Below are 18,032 nucleotides of genomic sequence, written 5' to 3'. Positions count from 1 at the left end.
GCGCGGCCGGTGGCAGCATATATTGGGAATTTTGGTATTCCAAAGGCGCGGGGCACCCTCGCCCCGCAAACGGCATCAGCTCTTAAGCGCTAGCAAGCTTGGCTTTTTCCTGAGCAAATGCCCAATCAAGCCACGGCAGCAAAGCTTCAACATTCGCCAACTCGACGGTAGCGCCTGCCCAGATCCGCAAACCAGATGGAGCATCGCGATAGGCGCCGATGTCATAAGCAACGCCTTCTTTGTCCAGAGCACTCACCATCGCCTTTGCAAAAGCGGCTTGTGCAGCCTCATCCAACTGCTGAATTTCGGGATCAACAATCTTGAGACAAACTGAAGTATTGGAGCGCGTCGCTTTATCGGTTGCCAAGAAGTCAACCCAAGCAGTTTTCTCGGCCCAATCAGCAATTGCACCGGAATTGGCATCCGCACGGCCGATCAATGCCGGCAGCCCACCAAGGCCTTTTGCCCAGCCAAGTGCATCAAGGTAATCTTCAACACAAAGCATGGAAGGCGTGTTGATCGTTGCACCGGTAAAGATACCGTCAATCAACTTACCGCCCTTGGTTAGGCGGAAAATCTTCGGCAGTGGCCATGCAGGCGTGTAGCTTTCAAGGCGCTCAACAGCCCGCGGCGACAAAATAAGCACACCGTGCGCAGCTTCACCGCCCAGCACTTTTTGCCAAGAGAAAGTCACCACATCCAACTTGGTGAAATCCAGATCCTGCGCAAACGCCGCAGAGGTTGCGTCGCAAATTGTCAGCCCTTTGCGATCCGCCGGAATCCAATCTGCATTCGGCACACGAACGCCAGAAGTCGTGCCATTCCAAGTAAATACAACATCATGATCGAAGTTGACCTGCGACAGATCAGGCAACTCGCCATAACCAGCTTCCAGCTTGCGAGCATCTGCAAGCTTCAACTGCTTCACCACATCAGTGACCCAGCCAGCGCCAAAGCTTTCCCATGCCAGCATATCGACAGGGCGCGCGCCAAGCAAAGACCAGAGCGCCATTTCAACAGCGCCTGTATCAGATGCTGGAACAATACCGATTTTGTAGTCGGAAGGAACTTCGAGAACTTCGCGGGTCAGCTCAATCGCCTGCGCAAGTTTGGCCTTGCCAATTTTCGCACGGTGAGAACGACCTAGTGGTGCGTCTTCCAGTACAGCTGGTTTCCAGCCTGGACGTTTCGCACAAGGACCCGAAGAAAAATTCGGATTCGCCGGCTTGGTTGCCGGTGTTTCAATATTAGCCATGTAGCTACCCTCTCAGATAGGCGCCCCTCGTTGGGGAGGGGTGTCCCACTGGTTGGTCTATGGCAAAGCTGAGATGAGGTCAACTAAAAAATTTTGAAAAGGACGTTTCTAGCTTTTCCAACCAGACCGCTGACAAACTACCCACTAAAAATCGGGCAGAACAGCCCCCGGCGCACGCATCACTCCAGAATCAAACTGGTAGCGCATGCCAAACCGAATCTCATGGGCATCAAGACCATCAAATTGGGTGCGCACCATGTTGCCACCTGAATAATACGCTGCGCTGTGTGCCGCCCCGTATTTGATATAGCGGTAACCGGCATCAAGACTTAACTGCGGAGATATTTCCAGTCCAACGCCAGCCATCATTGCCCAAGCAAGCGACCATTTCCGAGCGCCACCATGCCGCGCCACGCTCCCATCTGCCGCTGTTGCGGCCACATCCCCGGTAATCAGATAGGAGGAACCAATGCCCGCGCCGAAATAAGGGGTAAGAGCGCTACTATTCGGCAGGTCTACATACGCATTCGCCAAAAATGTAAGCCCGGAAATCCTAGCGCTTTCCTGCGTGGGGGCCGCTGCCAACGTACCTTGCGCACGGCGCGCCAACAGGTAGTCAGCACTCAGATCAACCCTTAACATCTCATCAAACCGATAGCCAACACCGGCGCCGACTACAGCATTGCGATCTAATTGATTGTTTTGAAAGGCAGCACCGCCATCCACGCCATTGGCTGCAGGATAGGCCGCATCAAGCCGTAAATACCAACCGCCCGGCTCCGCCATCATAGGCAAAATCGGATCATGTTGAATTTGTGGCTCTGGCAAATCCTCTGCAGCCGCGGGAAAAGCAGCAAGCAACACCAAAAAACCGAGAGAGCGCGACAACAACGACATGTGGAAATCCATAGAATACGCCCGTCATGGGCTCACATTATCGTAGTTAATAGCAAGTCAATATTACCTAGTTATTAACCAAGTAAATTAACCTTGTTTGTGTGAATGTGCTCTGAAATGAAAAAGGAGTGGCGATGCCACCCCTTCTTAAAAACCGAGCAGTCAATCTGCGCCTAGCTTGCCGCTGCTTTTACCGCGGCGACAATCTTCTCAATGACGCTAATCAGCTTATCCTTATCATCTGCCTCGCCCATGACGCGGATGAGCGGCTCTGTGCCGCTCGCACGAATGACCAAGCGGCCGATACCGGATAGCGCAGCCTCGCCCTCTGCAATAGCCTGCTTAACAGTTTCATTTTCAAGCGGCTTACCAACACCATATCGCACATTCTGAAGTATTTGCGGCACGGGCTCAAAGCATTGGCAAACCTTGGATACCGGCTGTTTCATGCGCTTAACACATGCGAGAATCTGAAGTGCGGCCACCAACCCATCTCCGGTTGTCGCAAAGTCAGAAAGCACAATATGTCCGGATTGTTCACCGCCGATATTAAATCCGCTTTCCCGCATACGCTCCACCACATAGCGATCGCCAACCTTGGTACGGGCCAGCTCCAGCCCTAACCCGTTAAGGAAGCGCTCAAGACCAAGGTTAGACATGACTGTCGCCGCAATGCCCTTCCCTGTCAGCCGACCGTCCTCATGCCAAGACTTTGCGATAATCGCCATCAGCTGGTCGCCGTCGACAACCTTACCGTTTTCATCAACGATGATGACCCGGTCCGCATCCCCGTCCAGCGCTATGCCGATATCAGCCCGCAGCTCTCGCACCTTCTCGCTTAGTGCCAATGGCGCTGTGGAGCCGCACTCACGGTTGATATTATAGCCGTTAGGCTCAACACCAATTGTGAACACTTCCGCACCAAGTTCCCAAAGTACATCTGGCGCAACTTTATAGGCCGCCCCGTTCGCACAATCGATGACTACCCGCATGCCCTCGAGCGAGACCCCACGCGGCATAGTCCGCTTGGCAAACTCCATATAGCGATCACGCATGCCTTCAATGCGCTTTGCCCGCCCCAAATCTCCCGGCGCAGCAAGTTGCTCGGTTAGATCTTTCTCAAGAAGACTCTCAATTTCCAACTCAACATCATCCGATAGCTTATAGCCATCAGGACCAAAGAACTTGATACCATTGTCTTCAAAAGGGTTATGAGAAGCAGAGACCATCACCCCCAAATCAGCGCGCAAGGATTGCGTTAGCATTGCCACACCTGGCGTTGGCATGGGGCCAAGCACAAATGCATCTACGCCAACAGCCGTAAACCCAGCCACCAGCGCATTTTCAATCATGTAACCGGAAAGCCGAGTGTCCTTACCAATAACAACACGATGCTGATGCTTGCCACGGCGGAAAACGATGCCTGCGGCCATCCCCAGTTTCAGCGCGATCTCCGGCGTAATCGGCCAGCTGTTGGCCGTACCGCGCATGCCATCGGTTCCAAAATACTTCCGTGTCATAAACACCCTCATAAAAACTCTGAGTTCACTGGCTTGCTGCCATCCAATTTTGTTAGGGACTATAAACAAGCTCCTGAAAAATTCCTTAAGACCCGCCAATCCATCCCATCAATTTGTGCGGCACAGTGTTACACAAGCGCAATGCGCCATGCATAATCGTAAAGCCAAAAAGAAAAAGCCCCGCCGCAGGGGCGAGGCTCATTTTTAATCTCAAAGCTATGTTTATGCATCTGGCGCAGGTGTGCTTGGCGCATCTCCAGACGATGCCGAAGACTCGCTTGCCTTGTTGCCTTCGCTAGAGGTCCCGTCACTAGCACCATTTGTAGCGCTGTTAGCACCGGCGGTTGGCACGGCAGACTTGCTCGGCGCCTTGCTATCACCGCCAGTATCACGGCTTGGTTCTTCACCCTTGAGAAGGTTCTCGATTTCATCACCGCTTAAGGTCTCGTATTCAAGCAATCCTTGGGCGATTGTATGCAGCTGATCCTCATGATCCTTCAGGATCTGCTCAGCCTTCTCAAGTCCTTCGGTAACAAAGCGTTTTACCTCGGCATCCACCAACTTTTGCGTATCTTCCGAAACGCTCTGGTTTTTCGCAACAGAGTGCCCGAGGAACACTTCCTCCTGATTCTCGCCATAAAGCAGAGGCCCCAGCGCATCAGACATACCGTATTGCGTCGCCATAGCTCGTGCGAGCTTCGTCGCCATCTGGATGTCACCACCGGCCCCCGTGGTCACCTTTTCATAGCCGAAGATCATTTCTTCCGCTACACGGCCACCCATGGCAACGGCCAAATCAGCGCGGCATTTAGCGCGGGTCAACGAAACCTGATCCTTCTCAGGTAGCCGCATCACCATCCCGAGCGCGCGCCCACGCGGGATAATTGTCGCCTTGTGAATAGGATCACTCGCAGGCATATGCAACGCCACCAGCGCGTGCCCGGCCTCGTGGTAAGCGGTCAGTTTTTTCTCTTCCTCGCTCATCACCAGTGTGCGGCGCTCCGCACCCATCATCACCTTGTCCTTAGCATCTTCAAACTCGCTCATGGTCACAAGCCGTTTGTTGCGACGCGCTGCCAGCAGAGCTGCCTCGTTAACAAGGTTCATCAAGTCCGCACCGGAGAAGCCCGGTGTACCACGCGCAAGAGTATGCACATCAACATCCGGTGCCAAAGGTACCTTGCGCATGTGTACCTTGAGAATTTTCTCCCGGCCGATAATGTCAGGATTAGGAACGACGATCTGTCGGTCAAAACGGCCCGGGCGCAGCAACGCTGGATCCAGCACGTCTGGCCGGTTCGTCGCGGCAATGATAATCACGCCCTCATTAGCCTCAAAGCCATCCATCTCCACCAGGAGCTGGTTAAGGGTCTGCTCACGCTCGTCATTGCCGCCGCCAAGACCGGCGCCGCGGTGGCGACCAACAGCATCAATCTCGTCAATAAAGATAATGCAAGGCGCATTCTTCTTCGCTTGCTCGAACATGTCACGCACACGAGAAGCACCAACACCCACAAACATCTCGACAAAGTCAGAGCCGGAGATGGTGAAGAACGGAACATTAGCCTCACCAGCCACCGCCCGCGCGGTCAGGGTTTTACCCGTACCTGGAGGGCCAACAAGCAGAACTCCGCGTGGAATACGGCCACCAAGGCGCTGGAACTTCTGCGGATCTTGCAAAAACTCGACAATTTCCTGCAGATCTTCCTTCGCTTCATCAATACCGGCGACATCTTCAAAAGTGACGCGCCCCGCTGTCTCGGTCAGCAATTTGGCCTTGGACTTGCCAAAACCCATCGCCTTGCCGCCACCGCCCTGCATCTGGCGCATCACGAAGATCCAGATGCCGAGAATCAGCAGCATCGGGAACCAAGAAATCAAAGCTCCAATCAACGAGAAATTCTCAGATGGTGGCTTGGCATTAATCTGCACGTTTTTGGCACGCAGCAACTCGACATATTGAGCTCCGCGCGGCGCATAAGTCGCAAATGAACCGCCAGAGGTGTAGTCACCGGTGATATTCTGATCTTGGATTGTAACTTCGCGAACGTCGCTTTGCTCAACCTTGGTCAAAAACTCCGAAAATGCAATTTCATTGCTAGCATTTCGCGCTGTCGGGCTTTGGAACATATTGAACAGAGCGATAAGGAGAAGACCGATAATCACCCAGAGGGCGAAGTTACGGAAATTTGTGTTCATTTCGATCCCTTCACCGCGTTCGCGCGGTGGTCGTGACGGTTATTAACTTTTCTGCGCCTTAACATAGGCAGCCAATCTGCATATGCCAAGGTGTCGCAAGCAACAAACTGGCGAGCTGTCGATTTTACGACAGCAAAGTTTGCCACAGGTAAACTCTAATCGCCGGAAGAGCGCAAATCTCGCTCCACATCAACCGGGCGAATGTCAGCGGGCCAAGTGGACGTGTCACGTCGCCCCCCGTTGTGAAGCACAACGCCTTGCGCCCCATACCAAGGCAAATAGCGCGATCCATCTGCCAAAACCAGCAGTGGTGCCCCATTAAAGGCCTGTTTGGGCCATGGCAAGCCAAGCTCTCGTGGCGCAGGAACACCAAGCGCAGAGAAATCGGATAAACAGAAAGCATCCACCCGAAGCGGTACTCGAGCCGTGATTCGAAAGCGACGATCAAACACCCCGCTCTCTCCCTCTGCCAACTGTAGCGGGTTAATGCCACACCGGCCAATTTCACGGCACAACAACACACGACTCTCAGTCTGATCAGTGAAGGGACGCAACTCAACCCCTGCCAAAGCACAACCGGAAAAGGCGCGGGTATCGCACAGCGCAAGCAACAAGCGCTCCACTTGCACAAGTCGCGGTGTATACCTAGCCCCACCAACCCGCCTTAGAAGCGACGCTAGAAGGCGCAAGGCAATTTCCTTAGGAAGCTCCTTCAACCCAGCGCAATCAAGCTGAACAAACCCAGCCGCATGCCATTGACACAGCTCTCGCTCCGCTTTTTGTCGGTAAAATGCAAGCGCATCTGCGGCTCGTCCTATCGCCCGCGCTGTCTTATCAAGGCGCGCCTCGCTCAAACCAAGCTGTGCAAGATCGCCAAGGCTTTGCCGCAGGCGGACGCGCTCATACTGCCGGTTCTCGTTACTAGGATCCTGTACAAACTCCCAGCCATATGCCTGTAGTGTCGCTTTCAAACGCTCGCGAGCGACATGGAGAAATGGACGAAACAGCGGGACCTCGCCGGTGCCATGTCTAGAGACGACCCGCATTGCGGCAAGCCCCTCAACTCCGCTCCCCCGCGCCAAGCGCGACAGAAACGTTTCGGCCTGATCTTGCCGGTGATGCGCCAAACACAAATACGCACAACCGCTTTCCCTGGCAGCAACCTCCAGCAACGCGTAACGCGCCGCCCTTGCCTCACCTTGAATATTAGCCTTTGGCTTTTGCCCCTGCCATCGTAAAATCTGATGCTGCAAGCCAAGCTCCGCACACTTGTCTGCAACAAACTGCGCTTCCTGTGTGGCCTCGGCCCGCAAACCGTGGTCAACTGTAAAAACGCGCAACCCTACTCCGCAGGCCTTGCTCCATTGCCAAAAGCACAACAGCATTGCCATCGAGTCAATCCCGCCAGAAACAGCTAGCCCCACTCGCCCTGCATCAACGGCAGGCGCAAGCAGGGCATCGATTTCTTCCTGAACTAAGCGTTTAGAGCTAATCACACCCATCCACTATTTGCAGGAAAGTTTCTTTTGTTCGGTTTTCGCCTGTTCCAAAACGCTGGGATTTGCGTAGGGAAACACCTCGATAACTTCAGAAAATGTGGCGCAGGCTGTATCGTTACTACCAAGCCCCACAAGGGAAACACCCAGCTTTAACAGGCTTTCCGGCGCTAACTCACTCTCTGGATAATCGCGAAAACTGGTCAGGAAGGCTTCTGCCGCACGTTTGTAGTCGCGCTGCGCCAGATAGCTTTCTCCAAGCCAATGCTGCGCACTGGGAGCAAGCTCAAAGTCTGGATACATACCAATGTAAATATCAAAGCCTTTTGCAGCTGCCGTATAGTTGCCATCCACCAACAAACCATAGATGACGTTATAGTCCGCCTGCGCATCCCCCGTAAGCAGCGTATTCACATCGCCCATGAACGACTTGCCTGCAAACTCCGCAGCTCCGGCAACAGGAGTTGAGTTTGTGACATCACCAACAAGGATCGTACCCTCGCCGCTTGTCTTGGTTGTATCTAACGCTCCCGGCGCTCCAAGCGAGGAGAGATCCAGCGGGCCGCCGCCAGTGCCCTGCGCTGTGTCTTGCGCGGCTGCTGCACTTGCCGGTGTCTGCCCTTGCTTCGCAGGCGCAGCGCCACTTTGCGGCAATGGCACAGCGCCGCTGGCAATACCATTGCTATTTTCCAATTGCTGGATACGATATTCGTTATCCTCCTGCGCGCGCCGAAGCTTATCCTCCAGCATGCGCAGCTGGTAAGTCAACTCTTCTACCTGCCCGGTTAAAGTGCGCACTTGATCTTCCAGCTGTACGAGACGAGCGGTGTTTTGTGCAGTCTTATCTTCATTGTTTCCAAACAACTGCGCTTGCGCACTGCTGGTACCAACAACCAAGCAAGCAACAATTCCCGCAACACCAATGGATTTGCCGATCATATTCGCCATTCCAAAACTCCTAAGGCCACTTACAACCTGAATGAAGCACAAAGGTTGCGCGGCGCTTTCTCTTCGTAAAACCGGAAGAGCCTAGAACCCGGTTTTCTGTCAACGGACAGGATCTCGCCCCACCCGCCGACACAAAATTAGCTGCCAGTTGATGTTAACACCGTCACAGCGCGACGATTCTGGCTCCAGCAGGTTTCAGCATTACAAACGGCAACAGGGCGCTCTTTACCATAGGAAATCGTATTGATGCGCTGCGCACTCACACCGCGCGCCACCAGATAGTCCTTGGTTGCCGCTGCACGGCGAGCCCCAAGAGCGATGTTGTATTGACGGGTCCCGCGTTCATCCGCATGCCCTTCAATAGTTACTTTGTAGCTTGGAAAGGCCTTAAGCCACTGCGCCTGCTTATTCAGCACCGCTTGTGCATCGGCACTCAAGCTGGTTTGATCGTTCAGGAAGTAAATACGATCCCCAACGTTCACGCTAAAGTCTTGTGTTGTACCTGCGGCAATGTTGTTCGCCCCGCCAGCCAGCTCTGGCCGCGTCTGCGCACAAGCTGCCATCAATACACACAGCGCACCCACGACAGCTGCGCGCTTCACTCCCTCAAAACCAAACATTTTACCTTGCATCCTTGCAGCTCCTGAGCTTTTGCGCCCGTTCACATCGCCATGGCCACAGCCTAACACATCCGGCCAAAAGAAAACCACAGCGTTCCTTGTATTATCCCAGCGGCGACAACAGAATGACCAATGCATTCAGAAGGCGCACCGCAGTTATTGTTCTTTTAGTCCAGTGTCGGTGACCAGGCAGGGTCCGAAGCAAAATTCGGCGTATCCACCCGCTGTTCGTTATATCCCGTTAAATCCACAGTCCACACTTGCGGCCCACCGCTCGCACCCGGTGTATCGCGGAAGAACACAAGCACGCGCCCATTTGGCGACCAAGCCGGCCCTTCATTGTGATAACCTTCTGTGAGAATTCTCTCGCCTTTGCCATCAGGTCGCATAACCCCGATCATAAACCGGCCCTGATGCACTTTTGTAAAAGCGATCAAATCACCGCGCGGCGACCAAACAGGTGTCGAATAGCGCCCCGGCCCAAAGCTGATCCGCTGCGCATTGCTGCCGTTGGCGTTCATCACATAAAGCTGCTGCGATCCCCCCCGATCACTTTCAAAAACCACACGTTGACCATCTGGCGAAAACGACGGGCTGGTATCAATTGCAGGCGTGTTGGTAAGCCGCGTTGTCCGGCGCGAGCGCAGATCCATTACAAACAGATTAGCATTGCTGCCCTGCTGCAAGCTCATAATGACCTTTTGTCCATCCGGCGAAAAACGCGGCGCAAAGGTCATACCCGGGAAATTGCCAAGAACTTCACGCTGCCCGCTTTCGATATTAAACAAGTAAACCTGCGGATTGCCACCCACATACGACATGTAGGTCACTTCTTGGCGCACTGGTGAAAACCGCGGTGTAAGCACGAGATCTGCTCCGTCGGTCAGATAGCGGACATTCGCCCCGTCTTGATCCATAATGGCCAAACGCTTGCGCCGCTTATCTTTTGGTCCGCTTTCATCGATAAAGACAATGCGCGTGTCAAAATAACCACGCTCGCCGGTCAGTCTCTCATAAATCGTATCAGCGATGATATGCGCCAAACGCCGCCAGTTTTCAGGGCTGGTAACAAATTGCTGCCCCACCAATTGCTGCCCGGCGAACACATCCCACAAACGAAACTCGGCCTTGATCTGCCCATTGGGTTGCGCCACCAAAGAGCCGCTAACCAATGCCTGTGCGCCAATTGTACGCCAATCGCCAAAGCGCGGCATGCTGCTTGCCGACATGCCTTGCTGAATAAACGACGCTGGATCTAATGGCGCTAGTAAGCCAGAGCGACGCAAATCAGCTTCCACCACGGCGCTCACTTTGCTAGCCATATCCGGCGCTGTGCCTTGCGCTGCGAATGCGGGCAACGCAATCGGCATTGGCTCTACATTGCCCTCGGTAATATTGATCTCGATCAGTGCATGCGCAGATGGCATGGCCATAAAAACGCCAAGCATCGCAGCAAATGCTGAAAACAGCTGCCTGCGTATTTTCATCCCTGCCAACAACAGGAGCATTTTGCGTCGGGCAACGAGCATCTACACGCTCTCCTTCAAGTCTTAGTAACCCAGCATCTGCTGGGGATCGAAATTAATAATGACAGTCTGCCATGCGTCATACTTCGCGACTGGTAGCTGATAGGGACCGCAACGATACACCGCCCGCACAGCGCTTTGGGCAGCGGCGGGGAAGGCCCGGTGTGACACAGAGTTCAACACTTGCGGAGCGCCGGTCACCTCCCCCTCACGCGAGAGATTGAATTGCAACCGCACCTTCAACGTTTCGGCACCTTGCGCACCTGTGGGTGGATTCCAACAGCGCGCAACCTGGCTGCGTAGCGCATCCAGTTCGGAAACCGACAACTTGACATTAGTGCGCCCGTTCGCCGTTCCAAGCGCCGCTGGCTTATCATCCTGTGCAACGCCCCCGCCTGCAGGTGTTGTTTTATTCAACAAAGCAGCAATCTTGTTCGGATCAAAATCGCGCTTTGTCTTCTTTTCAGGCTCAGGTCGAGGCCGCACACGCGGCTTGCTTATCGGCATCACCTTTACCAGCTTGTCTGCAAGTTTCGGCTTTTCAGCCTCAGGTGCCGGTTCCGCGACCTCTTGAGGCTCGGCCTCCGCCTGCTTCGGCGCCTGCGGATCAACAGATGGTTCAGGCTCGCTTTGCGGCGCAGGCTCTGCTGCGCTTTGGGTTTGACGCGGCGCTGGTTTTTCGGCCACGGGTGCCTCGCTCTTCACCTCTGTCTCGCCTTTTGGATCCTCCACCGGTTTTGGTTTTGTTGTCGGTGCGACAGAGGCTTCAGCCAACTGCTTTGCCCGCTTAGAACCCTGTTGAATTATCGTGAGCTCTTCGATACTCAGCAACTCCACAGGCAAGCTTTCCACCGGCTCAGCGCTCATTCGCTCCACGTCAGGCAGCGCAATAAGCCCTGCAACCAGCAAGGTCCCATGTAAGACGGTTGAGGCAATCAAAGAGGAGCGCATGGTTACGAGCCGCCTTGCTCCTCAAGCGTGACAAGGCCAATACGCTTATAGCCAGCTGCGTTAATCCGGCCCATGACCTTCATAACCTCGCCATAATCGGTGCTCTTGTCGCCGCGCACAAAAATCCGTTCGTCGTAACCGTTTCTCGCAATTGCCTTCAACTTTGCTTCCAGCTCTTCGACAGGGATCTGGGTATCCTGAATATAGACCGTGCCATCATCGCGCACTGAAATCGCTATGGGCTCCGTGTCCCCTTCCAGCTGGTTGGCGCGGGTTTTTGGCAGGTCAATAGGCACACCCACGGTCAACAACGGTGCCGCCACCATAAAGATGATGAGCAACACTAGCATCACATCCACCATCGGTGTCACGTTGATCTCGCTCATGGGTGCATGCGCATGCCGCCGCCTTCCGCGGCGCGAACGCCCTGCACCAGAACCTCCAGCTGTGCCCATGCCCATCGCTTACACCCGCTCGTCAATGCGCCGTGATAGAATTGCCGAGAACTCATCGGCAAACCCTTCCATGCGCGCACTCAGTTTACCTGCATCTGATTGCAGCTTGTTGTAAGCAATAACCGCCGGAATAGCCGCAATCAGCCCAAGCGCCGTCGCAAACAGCGCCTCGGCAATACCCGGCGCCACCACAGCCAGGCTGGTATTCTTCGAAGCAGCAATGGAGGTAAAGGCATTCATAATGCCCCAGACTGTGCCAAACAGGCCCACAAACGGCGCAGCCGAGCCGATCGTCGCCAAAAACAACAACCGCTTTTCCAGTCGCTCCGCCTCGCGGGAAATCGTCAAATCCATAACCCGGTCAATGCGCTGCTGCAAACTTGCGATCGCCGGCTTCGGAGTTTCTAGCGAACGCTTCCATTCGCGCATCGCGGCCACAAACAGCGCGGCCATGCCATCATTCGCACGCGAGCCGAGCGACTTATAGAGCTCGTCCAGCGACTGGCCAGACCAGAACACATTCTCAAACCGTTCCATTTGCTTCTTGGTGCGCGCGTAAAGCAACACCTTGTCGATGATAATCGCCCAGCTCCAGATGGAAGCTGCCAGCAACCCCAACATGACTAGCTTGACGACAATATCCGCCTCAAGAAACAAAGAGAGGTAAGACATGTCAGAGGCTGCCCCCTGCAGAGCGCCTTCAACAACACTGTCAGAATTCATAGGTGTCGACCCTTCGACGTCTCAACCCGCCGGCCCCCACCAAGGTGCTTCGACAAGTATCTGCAAAACAAAATCTTTCACTTCTTGCCCGCTGAATTTGGCAAAACTTCGACTGTCCGACCAATTCCAGCAATCCCTAAAAAGAGCCTGTTAAGGTTACTGAAGCTTTAACATAAGTAGATTAAACCAGTGCGCATGAGGGGAAGTGCCATCGGGCACGCGGATAAAAAAAGGGGCTTCTAGCCCCTGAAATCTGCAGTTTTTGGGTATTGCACGTCAAGCATTAAGCGCCTCGGCGAGTGCCGCAGGCAGTCGAACGGGCCAGCCTTCTGGCGTAATAACCGCGATCATGACCTCGGCCTCAAACAGCTTTTCTTCACCGCGCCACACAGATTGTTGCATATTGATTCGCGCACCGCGCACAGCATTGAGCCTAGTGTGAATCACAAGTGCATCATCGATCCGCGCGGACTTGAGAAACTCGATTTCCATTTTTCGCACTGCAAACACCAGTGGCGGACCATGCTTTCCCGCTTCCATTTCATGATGATGCAGGCCCTTTAGCCGCAAAAAGTCGCTGCGGCCCCGCTCGATAAATTTCAGATAATTGGCATGATAGACAATACCGGAGAAGTCTGTGTCCTCGTAGTAAACGCGTACCGGCAAAATGTGCGTTCTCTCTTCAAACCGGCCCGCCAAATCTGGCCAACGCCTCTCAGCGGTGCTCATTCTTCTGGCTCCTGAAACAGTGTCATTTGCGGAGCCCCGCCCGCTTCAGGCACGGCAAGCCCGAGGTGGTTGAAAGCCGCGCGCGTTAACACCCGCCCGCGCGGCGTCCGCTGCAAATAACCATTCTGGATCAAATAGGGCTCTACAATCTCTTCAATAGCATCACGTGGTTCCGATAACGCGGCAGCTATTGTCTCGATTCCCACTGGCCCGCCACCAAAGTTACGAGCAATCTGGTTCATGTAGCGCCGGTCAAGTGCGTCAAAACCAGCACGGTCTACTTCAAGCTGCTGCAAAGCACGGTCTGCTAGCCCAGTGTCAATCTGCTGATCTCCGGCCACGATGGCAAAGTCGCGCACACGGCGCAGCAAACGCCCGGCAATGCGTGGCGTACCACGAGAGCGGCGCGCGATCTCACGGGCCCCGTCATCACTCATACCTATTCCCAGCAACCGCGCCCCGCGCTTAACAATCAACTCCAGCTCTTCCGGCGTATAAAACTCCAGCCGCACAGGAATCCCGAAACGATCGCGTAGCGGCGTCGTGAGCAGCCCAAGACGTGTAGTCGCCGCCACCAATGTAAATTTAGCAAGATCAATCTTCACGGAGCGCGCCGCTGGCCCCTCGCCGATAATCAAATCAAGCTGGAAATCCTCCATTGCCGGATAAAGCACTTCCTCAACTGCGGGATTAAGCCGGTGAATCTCATCAATAAATAGGACGTCACGATCTTCCAGATTGGTCAGCAGCGCCGCCAAATCACCCGCTTTGGCAATCACTGGCCCCGATGTCGCTCGGAAGTTTACGCCAAGTTCGCGCGCCATGATCTGCGCCAGAGTGGTCTTGCCAAGGCCGGGAGGCCCCACGAACAACACGTGATCCAGCGCCTCGCCGCGAGCCTTCGCTGCGCCAATGAACACCTTGAGATTCTCGCGCGCCAGCTTCTGGCCCGTAAACTCATCAAGGCTTTGTGGCCGCATGCCACTATCAATTTCGTCCCCTATGATTTGCGGGGATACAAGGCGGTCTGCCTCATCGCTCATTGCGCCAATTCCTTAAGACCAAGCCGGATAAGTTTCTCCGCTGGTGCATCTTCGCCTGCTGTCTTTACTGCCGCCGCAACGGCTGCTGCCGCCTGCGCATTTTGATAGCCAAGGTTGGTAAGTGCCGAAACCGCATCGCCAATCGCGCCAGCACCCAGTGGTGCTAGGGCTGCTTGCGCCACTTCAATACTGCCAGCATCCACGCTGGCAAATCCGGGCGCTTTGTCCTTTAGTTCACTCAGGATACGTTCGGCAACCTTTTTGCCTACACCCGGTGCCCGCATAATGCTGGTCTTGTCACCCAGTGCAATCGCATTAGCCACATCTGCTGCACCCATAATCCCGAGGATTGCCAACGCCACCTTTGCACCAACCCCCTGCACAGTGGTGAGCAGGCGGAACCACTCACGTTCTCCGTCATTAGCAAATCCATAAAGGCGGATCATATCCTCGCGAACCACAGTTTCGATAGCCACCGATGTGGCTTCGCCAACTCTTGGCAGCTGCTGTAACACCCGTGAAGGGCAATAAACCTGATAACACACGCCGTGAACATCAAGCAGCACATAATCATCTTGATAGCTATCAACGATACCCTTTAGCTTGCCAATCATATCGCGCTCCCTCCGGTCGTTACTCGTTTCTTGCTGGGCGCTTGCTTTAAGGCGTGCTCCGGCGCGCCGCGATGTTGCGCATGGCAAATGGCAATAGCCAAAGCATCCGCCGCATCGTCAGAATTAAAATGCGCTCTAGGCAACAAAACCTTGACCATCATGCGGATCTGTTCCTTGTCAGCATGCCCTGTGCCCACCACAGTCTTTTTCACAAGGTTAGGCGCATATTCCGCCACAGGCAAACCATGCAAGGAAGGAACAAGCAGCGCTATACCCCGCGCTTGTCCCAGCTTAAGGGTCGCCCCGGCATCTTTGTTGACAAAAGTGTTTTCCACCGCCGTCTCTTGTGGTCGAACCTGTGCCACAACATCCTGCAGGCCATCGTGGAGCTGCTTCAACCTGCTGGCAAGATCAAGATCAGCATCGGAAGTCACCGTCCCGCTGCCAACAAACTGCATGCGATTACCGCTTACATCAATGGCGCCCCAACCGGTGCGCCGCAAACCGGGATCAATCCCAAGTATTCGAATCGTTAAGCTCATAGAACAAAGCGGTAACAAAAGATTCCGTTTGACGCTACCACTCCCACCCACTAAAGACAGAAAGCCCTATGATTTTAGGGAAACCACTTACCAATTCGGCAATCTCAAGGCCTCTCTATGATAATCGACAGCTTACCAGCGCTGGAACAGTCCGGCTGGATTTTTCTTGCGTTCGCCTTGACCGTTGCTGGATTGACCCGCGGGTTTGCCGGGTTTGGTGCCGGTATGATTATGATGCCACTTGCAGCCACGCAAGTTGATCCCAAAATCGTCGCCCCTACGTTTCTATTGCTGGATTCCCTTGTAACCTTGCCCATGGTGCCCGGCGCCATCGGCAAATGCCAGCGCCGTTCCGTTGCTCCTGCCATTATTGGAGCTGGTCTCACGGTTTTTCTCGGGGTTTACTTGCTCGCTCACCTTGACCAAGTGGTGGTGCGCTGGTGCCTTTCACTTATCGTGCTTGCTCTGCTGGCACTCATTGCCTCTGGCTGGCGCTTCAAAGGCGAGCCGACCGCATTGCCATCCCTTGGTGTCGGCATGACCGCAGGCGTTTTAGGCGGCCTTGCACAAATGTCCGGCCCGCCCGTTGTCTCCTTTTGGATGTCTGGCCCTCAGCCAGCCATGATTATACGGGCCAACCTTATTACTTTCTTCGCATTTAGTAGCCTGTTCTCCTACAGCGCGTTTTGGTGGTACGGCTTGTTTAGCCTCAAAATCTTTGCCTTGGCTCTAGTCGCCGCCCCAGTTTACGCGCTCGCGCTAAAGGTGGGCAGCTGGGCTTTTTCCAAAGCCTCTGGAGTTTTCTATCGGCGCATAGCGTATTTACTCATTTTGGCAGCGGCGCTCACATCCCTGCCGATATTCGACCTCTAGATGCACAATAGCGGCATTTCTACACACGTCTCTACGGCAATTAGCTATTGCCTTAGCATCAATGATCTACTAATCAAGGCAGCATTCGCAATAAAACACCTATAACAACCGAGAAACAGCGAATTCATGCCAAAGACTTCCCTCGACTCGATCGACTTCGAGATCTTGAAAAACCTGCAGCAAGATGGCCGCTTGACTAATGTCGAGCTCGCTACAAAAGTCGCACTTTCCCCCTCACCTTGCCTGCGGCGGGTAAAAAATCTTGAAGAGGCTGGAGTAATCGACGGTTATCAAGCTTCGGTAAACCGACGCAGCGTCGGACTTGGCATGACCGTCTTTGTCGAAATGCGCATGAACAAGCAAAGCCGCGCCAAGGCTGATGGGATTCTCGAGCGTCTTCTTAGCCAACCAGAAGTGGTTTCATGCCATCTGGTTTCCGGGCAATCAGATATTCTGGCCGAGGTTGTGGTGCCCAGCCTAGACATCTACGACCACTTCCTGACAGACTTTTTGATGTCGCTTGATGGTGTCGAAGATGTCCGCTCCAACTTCGCCATCCGCACCGTAAAGGCCAACGGCCCCCTGCCATTACACCACTTGGAAAATAACGATTAACACCGAAGTACCTGCAAAATATAAAGGGCAGCCCGAAGCTGCCCTTTATATTTTGCGTCCGCAAGTGTTGCATTCCTGCACGCCCGCCTAGCCAAGCTTGGCAAGCACGTCCTCGGAGATGTCGAAGTTAGAGTAGACATTCTGTACGTCATCATCATCTTCCAGCGCATCCATCAGCTTCATGATGGTCCCGGCCTTTTCTTCGTTCACTTCCACCAGATTCTGCGGCTTCCAGATGGTTTTTACAGAATCAGCTTCGCCCAGCGCACCTTCCAGTGCTTTGGAAACTTCGGAAAGGTCTTCAAACGCGCAGATAATGGTGTGGCCTTCTTCATCGCTTTCCACATCATCCGCACCAGCTTCGATACCAGCTTCCATGACGGCATCGGCATCGCCAGCCTCTGGCTTGTAAACCAACTCGCCGACCCGGTCGAACATGAAGGACACCGAGCCAGTTTCCCCCATAGAGCCACCATACTTGGTGAAATAGGACCGGACATTCGCTGCAGAGCGGTTTTTGTTGTCCGTCAACACTTCAACAATGATGGCGGTACCGCCGGGGCCATATCCCTCATAACGGATCTCGGTGTAGTCAGCGCCTTCACCGCCTTGCGACTTTGCAATCGCCCGCGCGATGTTATCTTTAGGCATGGATTGGCCTTTGGCATTCTGCACAGCCAAACGCAGGCGCGGGTTTTTATCCGGGTCTGGATCGCCCATTTTCGCCGCAACTGTAATCTCTTTAGACAAACGTGAAAACAGCTTGGACCGTACAGCATCCTGACGGCCTTTGCGGTGCATGATGTTTTTAAATTTTGAATGTCCTGCCATAGGTCTTCCCGGCTAGTCGTGATGTCGTTTGAGTTTCGCCCTTCAAATCACCAGCCCGCCCCTCCTTACGGAGCCGGACACTTGCGTTTCGATGGGAATTCTTTTGCGCCGCCGCTTATAAAGGCCTTACAGACTAAAATAAAGGGGGAGCAGCGCCTTCCCCTCTATGTCGCAGCAGGCCCGAACATTTCCTTT

The 18,032-nt window shown here is 54.2% G+C and carries 18 protein-coding genes; 2 read left to right on the top strand and 16 right to left on the bottom strand.

What is annotated here, in order from left to right; genetic code table 11:
• Positions 1 to 82 precede the first annotated feature (82 nt).
• From AYK82_RS07450 to ruvC, 15 genes are all read right to left on the bottom strand, one after another.
• The gene (locus AYK82_RS07450) at positions 83 to 1,255 is read right to left on the bottom strand and encodes a phosphoserine transaminase (protein ID WP_068313487.1); all 1,173 of its coding nucleotides are present in this window, start codon (positions 1,253 to 1,255) and stop codon (positions 83 to 85) included.
• 144 nt (positions 1,256 to 1,399) lie between these two features.
• Complete coding sequence (locus tag AYK82_RS07445) at positions 1,400 to 2,152, bottom strand: outer membrane protein (RefSeq protein ID WP_068313485.1); 753 nt, start codon at positions 2,150 to 2,152, stop codon at positions 1,400 to 1,402.
• Positions 2,153 to 2,325: 173 nt separating this feature from the next.
• A complete protein-coding gene (gene glmM, locus AYK82_RS07440; RefSeq protein ID WP_068313483.1) occupies positions 2,326 to 3,672 on the bottom strand; it encodes a phosphoglucosamine mutase in 1,347 nt (448 codons plus the stop codon).
• 222 nt (positions 3,673 to 3,894) lie between these two features.
• Complete coding sequence (gene ftsH, locus AYK82_RS07435) at positions 3,895 to 5,871, bottom strand: ATP-dependent zinc metalloprotease FtsH (RefSeq protein WP_082733801.1); 1,977 nt, start codon at positions 5,869 to 5,871, stop codon at positions 3,895 to 3,897.
• 155 nt (positions 5,872 to 6,026) lie between these two features.
• Positions 6,027 to 7,373 (bottom strand): tRNA lysidine(34) synthetase TilS, encoded by a 1,347-nt coding sequence (gene tilS, locus AYK82_RS07430; RefSeq protein WP_068313480.1) that lies wholly within the window; start codon positions 7,371 to 7,373, stop codon positions 6,027 to 6,029.
• 3 nt (positions 7,374 to 7,376) lie between these two features.
• On the bottom strand, positions 7,377 to 8,315 hold the full coding sequence (ybgF, locus tag AYK82_RS07425; protein WP_068313477.1) for a tol-pal system protein YbgF: 939 nt from the start codon (positions 8,313 to 8,315) through the stop codon (positions 7,377 to 7,379).
• 137 nt (positions 8,316 to 8,452) lie between these two features.
• A complete protein-coding gene (gene pal / locus AYK82_RS07420) occupies positions 8,453 to 8,947 on the bottom strand; it encodes a peptidoglycan-associated lipoprotein Pal (RefSeq protein WP_156453285.1) in 495 nt (164 codons plus the stop codon).
• 155 nt (positions 8,948 to 9,102) lie between these two features.
• Positions 9,103 to 10,383 (bottom strand): Tol-Pal system beta propeller repeat protein TolB, encoded by a 1,281-nt coding sequence (gene tolB, locus AYK82_RS07415; RefSeq protein WP_244265730.1) that lies wholly within the window; start codon positions 10,381 to 10,383, stop codon positions 9,103 to 9,105.
• Between the two features lie 102 nt (positions 10,384 to 10,485).
• Positions 10,486 to 11,412: an energy transducer TonB family protein gene (locus AYK82_RS07410; protein ID WP_068313470.1), complete on the bottom strand. Its 927-nt coding sequence runs from the start codon at positions 11,410 to 11,412 to the stop codon at positions 10,486 to 10,488.
• Between the two features lie 2 nt (positions 11,413 to 11,414).
• Positions 11,415 to 11,873: a protein TolR gene (gene tolR, locus AYK82_RS07405; protein WP_068313466.1), complete on the bottom strand. Its 459-nt coding sequence runs from the start codon at positions 11,871 to 11,873 to the stop codon at positions 11,415 to 11,417.
• Between the two features lie 3 nt (positions 11,874 to 11,876).
• Positions 11,877 to 12,590 carry a protein TolQ gene (tolQ, locus tag AYK82_RS07400; protein WP_068313463.1) on the bottom strand — a complete coding sequence of 238 codons (714 nt, stop codon included), beginning with the start codon at positions 12,588 to 12,590 and terminating at the stop codon, positions 11,877 to 11,879.
• A 276-nt stretch (positions 12,591 to 12,866) separates the two neighbouring features.
• On the bottom strand, positions 12,867 to 13,319 hold the full coding sequence (ybgC, locus tag AYK82_RS07395) for a tol-pal system-associated acyl-CoA thioesterase (RefSeq protein WP_068313460.1): 453 nt from the start codon (positions 13,317 to 13,319) through the stop codon (positions 12,867 to 12,869).
• Positions 13,316 to 14,362: a Holliday junction branch migration DNA helicase RuvB gene (gene ruvB / locus AYK82_RS07390; RefSeq protein ID WP_068313457.1), complete on the bottom strand. Its 1,047-nt coding sequence runs from the start codon at positions 14,360 to 14,362 to the stop codon at positions 13,316 to 13,318. The genes ybgC and ruvB overlap by 4 nt, the downstream gene beginning before the upstream one ends.
• Positions 14,359 to 14,976, bottom strand: coding sequence for a Holliday junction branch migration protein RuvA (gene ruvA, locus AYK82_RS07385; protein ID WP_068313454.1), 618 nt, complete (start codon positions 14,974 to 14,976; stop codon positions 14,359 to 14,361). The genes ruvB and ruvA overlap by 4 nt, the downstream gene beginning before the upstream one ends.
• Positions 14,973 to 15,518, bottom strand: a complete 546-nt coding sequence (ruvC, locus tag AYK82_RS07380; RefSeq protein WP_068313452.1) for a crossover junction endodeoxyribonuclease RuvC — start codon at positions 15,516 to 15,518, stop codon at positions 14,973 to 14,975. The genes ruvA and ruvC overlap by 4 nt, the downstream gene beginning before the upstream one ends.
• A gap of 117 nt (positions 15,519 to 15,635) precedes the next feature.
• Here ruvC and AYK82_RS07375 point away from each other — a divergent pair, with 117 nt between their 5' ends.
• Both AYK82_RS07375 and AYK82_RS07370 read left to right on the top strand, forming a co-directional pair.
• Positions 15,636 to 16,391: a sulfite exporter TauE/SafE family protein gene (locus AYK82_RS07375; RefSeq protein ID WP_068313448.1), complete on the top strand. Its 756-nt coding sequence runs from the start codon at positions 15,636 to 15,638 to the stop codon at positions 16,389 to 16,391.
• Between the two features lie 126 nt (positions 16,392 to 16,517).
• Positions 16,518 to 17,006, top strand: a complete 489-nt coding sequence (locus AYK82_RS07370) for an Lrp/AsnC family transcriptional regulator (protein ID WP_068313445.1) — start codon at positions 16,518 to 16,520, stop codon at positions 17,004 to 17,006.
• Positions 17,007 to 17,093: 87 nt separating this feature from the next.
• On the opposite strand, the gene AYK82_RS07365 is transcribed toward AYK82_RS07370, so the two are convergent.
• Entirely contained in the window at positions 17,094 to 17,837 is a 744-nt protein-coding gene (locus tag AYK82_RS07365; protein WP_068313442.1) for a YebC/PmpR family DNA-binding transcriptional regulator, read from the bottom strand.
• Between the last annotated feature and the right edge of the window lie 195 nt (positions 17,838 to 18,032).

Source organism: Polycladidibacter hongkongensis, assembly GCF_001561995.1.
Lineage (GTDB): Bacteria > Pseudomonadota > Alphaproteobacteria > Rhizobiales > Stappiaceae > Pseudovibrio > Pseudovibrio hongkongensis.
Note: the sequence above shows the minus strand (reverse complement) of the source record. Positions and strands in the feature narration are given on the sequence as shown.

Coding starts and splice junctions, on each gene's coding strand:
- AYK82_RS07450 (WP_068313487.1), bottom strand. CDS start 1,255: ATGGCTAATATTGAAACACCGGCAACCAAGCCGGCGAATCCGAATTTT.
- tolR (WP_068313466.1), bottom strand. CDS start 11,873: ATGGGCATGGGCACAGCTGGAGGTTCTGGTGCAGGGCGTTCGCGCCGC.
- ybgC (WP_068313460.1), bottom strand. CDS start 13,319: ATGAGCACCGCTGAGAGGCGTTGGCCAGATTTGGCGGGCCGGTTTGAA.
- ftsH (WP_082733801.1), bottom strand. CDS start 5,871: ATGAACACAAATTTCCGTAACTTCGCCCTCTGGGTGATTATCGGTCTT.
- AYK82_RS07365 (WP_068313442.1), bottom strand. CDS start 17,837: ATGGCAGGACATTCAAAATTTAAAAACATCATGCACCGCAAAGGCCGT.
- tolQ (WP_068313463.1), bottom strand. CDS start 12,590: ATGAATTCTGACAGTGTTGTTGAAGGCGCTCTGCAGGGGGCAGCCTCT.
- pal (WP_156453285.1), bottom strand. CDS start 8,947: ATGCAAGGTAAAATGTTTGGTTTTGAGGGAGTGAAGCGCGCAGCTGTC.
- AYK82_RS07370 (WP_068313445.1), top strand. CDS start 16,518: ATGCCAAAGACTTCCCTCGACTCGATCGACTTCGAGATCTTGAAAAAC.
- ruvC (WP_068313452.1), bottom strand. CDS start 15,518: ATGAGCTTAACGATTCGAATACTTGGGATTGATCCCGGTTTGCGGCGC.
- ruvB (WP_068313457.1), bottom strand. CDS start 14,362: ATGAGCGATGAGGCAGACCGCCTTGTATCCCCGCAAATCATAGGGGAC.
- ybgF (WP_068313477.1), bottom strand. CDS start 8,315: ATGGCGAATATGATCGGCAAATCCATTGGTGTTGCGGGAATTGTTGCT.
- tolB (WP_244265730.1), bottom strand. CDS start 10,383: ATGCTTGGCGTTTTTATGGCCATGCCATCTGCGCATGCACTGATCGAG.
- AYK82_RS07375 (WP_068313448.1), top strand. CDS start 15,636: ATGATAATCGACAGCTTACCAGCGCTGGAACAGTCCGGCTGGATTTTT.
- ruvA (WP_068313454.1), bottom strand. CDS start 14,976: ATGATTGGCAAGCTAAAGGGTATCGTTGATAGCTATCAAGATGATTAT.
- AYK82_RS07445 (WP_068313485.1), bottom strand. CDS start 2,152: ATGTCGTTGTTGTCGCGCTCTCTCGGTTTTTTGGTGTTGCTTGCTGCT.
- tilS (WP_068313480.1), bottom strand. CDS start 7,373: ATGGGTGTGATTAGCTCTAAACGCTTAGTTCAGGAAGAAATCGATGCC.
- glmM (WP_068313483.1), bottom strand. CDS start 3,672: ATGACACGGAAGTATTTTGGAACCGATGGCATGCGCGGTACGGCCAAC.
- AYK82_RS07410 (WP_068313470.1), bottom strand. CDS start 11,412: ATGCGCTCCTCTTTGATTGCCTCAACCGTCTTACATGGGACCTTGCTG.